Source organism: Corynebacterium sp. (genome assembly GCF_030538285.1).
Taxonomy (GTDB): domain Bacteria; phylum Actinomycetota; class Actinomycetes; order Mycobacteriales; family Mycobacteriaceae; genus Corynebacterium.
This window is the reverse complement of the sequence record NZ_JAUNUG010000092.1, coordinates 1-2,655: the sequence shown is the minus strand read 5'-3', so window position 1 is coordinate 2,655 and position 2,655 is coordinate 1. Positions and strand designations below refer to the sequence as shown.

Annotated in this window: 3 protein-coding genes; 2 read left to right on the top strand and 1 reads right to left on the bottom strand. The window is 65.1% G+C overall.

All coding sequences use genetic code 11. The annotated features are described in order from the left end of the window. Positions 1-279: 279 nt before the first annotated feature. Complete coding sequence (locus Q4G50_RS14605) at positions 280-1,071, bottom strand: IclR family transcriptional regulator (RefSeq protein WP_303378381.1); 792 nt, start codon at positions 1,069-1,071, stop codon at positions 280-282. 133 nt (positions 1,072-1,204) lie between these two features. On the opposite strand from Q4G50_RS14605, the gene Q4G50_RS14600 reads away from it, so the two are divergent. Then, positions 1,205-2,482: an aromatic acid/H+ symport family MFS transporter gene (locus Q4G50_RS14600; RefSeq protein ID WP_303378383.1), complete on the top strand. Its 1,278-nt coding sequence runs from the start codon at positions 1,205-1,207 to the stop codon at positions 2,480-2,482. Between the two features lie 15 nt (positions 2,483-2,497). Continuing rightward, a partial coding sequence (locus Q4G50_RS14595; protein ID WP_303378382.1) for an NAD(P)-binding protein occupies positions 2,498-2,655 on the top strand: 158 nt, incomplete at its 3' end.

Sequence of the window (2,655 nt, the reverse complement as noted above, 5' to 3'; positions counted from 1 at the left end):
GGGCTTCATGTGGAGATCGTCCATCTTGGCGTACATCTCGTTGAGCTCGGCCTGCTCCTCAGGCGTCGGCTCGGGGGCCACGAATTCAACGTGCTTGTTGGAGTAGTCGGTGCTCTCGCTCATGCGTGAACCTCCTGCGTTGTGAGGTGTGCGCGGGTAGCTCGGGAACCGCGCACAGGGGTGGTTGTGACCTCAAACATAGGGGCAGTGAAAGTGTGACTCAAAGACTTTCCGTTATGCGGAATAAGTGCCCGGGGGTAGCGAAATCTGCCCCTTCCTTCAGGTTTTGATGTCCGGGGCTGTTAGTCGCAGTTCCTCCAGCCGCCGGTTGAGGTCGCGGGAATGCTTGAGCAACACCTCTGCGCTCTTGCGGTGCGAACCCCGGAAACGGCCGGTTGGGGTGGCCACCGTGATGGCCCCCAAAATGTCACCGAGATCGTTGCGGAGACACACCCCAACCGCCGAAACATCATGTTCGTAGAGGCCGTTGTTGATGGAGAACCCGCGGCCCCGCGTCCGATGCAGCTGGCGGCGCAGGGACTCGAAGTCGGCGTCGGGGAGTGAGGGGTACAGGGGGCGGAGCTCGGCGGCGGAGCGTTCTGCCAGCATGGCCAGGCCGCCGGCGTTCTGCTCGGCGGGCATCACCTGGCCGCGGCGGATGCCCACGCGCACCGGATGCGTGCCCTCCACGGTGTGGAGGAAGTGCACCTTGTTGCCCACCAGAACCAAGAGGTGGGTGGTCTCTGCGGATTCGGCGGCGATGGCCTGCATGTGGGGTAGGCACGCTTCGATGAGCTCACTGCCCACGCCGGGCTGGAGGCTGGACGACGATAGCGCCGAACCAGGCAGGTACGTGCGGGATTCGCTGCGGGTGGCGAACCCGCGGTAGACCAGCATCGCCATGGAGCGGTGCACCGTGGACGCACTCACGCCGAGCTCCTCGGCGGCCCCGGAAATCGTGAGGGTGCCCCTGTCCCGGAGCATGAGGATGAGAGTGAGGGAGTGATCCACGGACTGCAGAAACTCCCGCGGGGGTGCCCCGTGGGTGGGAGCCAGGTTCATGTAAATCATACCTTCCGCCATCTGGAATATCTTTGATTGTAACCCCGATCACCCTGAAGATGTGCCTATGGCTCGAATCTCCGATAACCCGCGCAGCGGGTCCACCGCCGCCGGCACGACCGGTGGCACACAGACACCCGGAATGGGTGACAACACAGACTTCAGCATCCTGGGCATCAGCGGGCGCCGCCTCGCCGCCGTGCTCATCGGCTGGTTCTTCGTCGTCTTCGACGGATACGACCTCATCGTTTACGGCACCGTGCAGACCCAGCTCATGGAGGAATGGAACCTCAACTCGGCGCAGGCCGGGACCATCGGTTCCACCGCCTTCCTCGGCATGGTCATCGGCGCCGTGTGGGTGGGACGCCTCTCCGACCGGGTGGGGCGCAAGTTCGCGGTCATCGGATCGGTCATTGTACTCTCCGTGTTCACGCTGCTGTGCGCCTTCGCCATCAGCCCGTGGATGTTCGGTGCCTTCCGCCTCCTGGCAGGCATCGGCCTCGGCGGCCTCGTGCCCTCGGTCAATGCGATGACCTCCGACCTCGTGCCGCGCAAGACGATGTCCGCGTGGGCGACCGTCATGATGTCCGGTGTGCCGCTCGGTGGTTCCATTGCCGCCGTCCTCGCCCAGTTCATTGTTCCCTCCCACGACGAGTGGGGCTGGCGCTTCATGTTCCTGCTGGCCATCATCCCGCTGGTCATCGGACTGCCCATCGCCATCAAGGTCATTCCCTCCGACCAGGCGACCCGGGACGATCACGCCGCCCGCGAGGGGGCAGATCAGCCCGCCGGCTTCAAAGACCTCCTCACCGGTAAGTACATGGCGATCTCGATCTGGTTCTCCATCGCCACGTTTGTCACCCTGCTCGCCTGGTACGGCCTGGGCACCTGGCTGCCGCGCCTCATGCAGACCGCCGGCTACGACTTCGGCGCCGCACTCAACTTCACCCTGGCCCTCAACCTTGGTGCCATCCTCGGCTCCGTCGTCACGGCCTGGGCGGGTGACCGCTTCGGTCCACTGAAGTCCGGTGCCGTCGCCGCCGGTGTCGCCGGCGTGGCCCTGCTGACGCTGCTCACCGAACCTTCCGTCCTGGCTGTGTACGTCATCCTGGTGCTCGCGGGCGTCGGTACGCACGGCACGCAGATCCTCATCATCGCCGCCGTGGCCAACTTCTACCCGCACAACCTCCGCGGCACGGCCCTCGGCTGGGCCCTCGGCGTCGGCCGCATCGGCGCCGTTGTCGCCCCGCAGCTGGCCGGACTGCTGCTCAACTGGAACCTCGGTGTCGGGTCGAACTACCTGCTGTTCGCCTGCTCCGCGCTGCTGTCCTCGATGTCGCTGGTGGTCCTGTTCTTCATCCACCGGAGGATGCCGAACCCCAACGTCACCGTCATCACCCCCCACTCTGATCCCCGTTAGAAAAGGAAGTCACCCATGTCCCAGTACGTCCTCAGTGCATCTGACGAGCTCACGGGCCGGAAGTTCATCATCGCCGGTGGCGGTATCGGCGGTGCCGCCGGAGCACTCGCGCTCTCCCTGCGTGGCGCCGACGTCACCCTCTACGAGCGTGCCCCCGAGTTCAAGGAGGTCGG

Excerpts from the sequence above, each read along its gene's own strand:
- Q4G50_RS14605 (WP_303378381.1), bottom strand. The coding sequence starts at position 1,071 with ATGATTTACATGAACCTGGCTCCCACCCACGGGGCACCCCCGCGGGAG.
- Q4G50_RS14600 (WP_303378383.1), top strand. The coding sequence starts at position 1,205 with ATGGGTGACAACACAGACTTCAGCATCCTGGGCATCAGCGGGCGCCGC.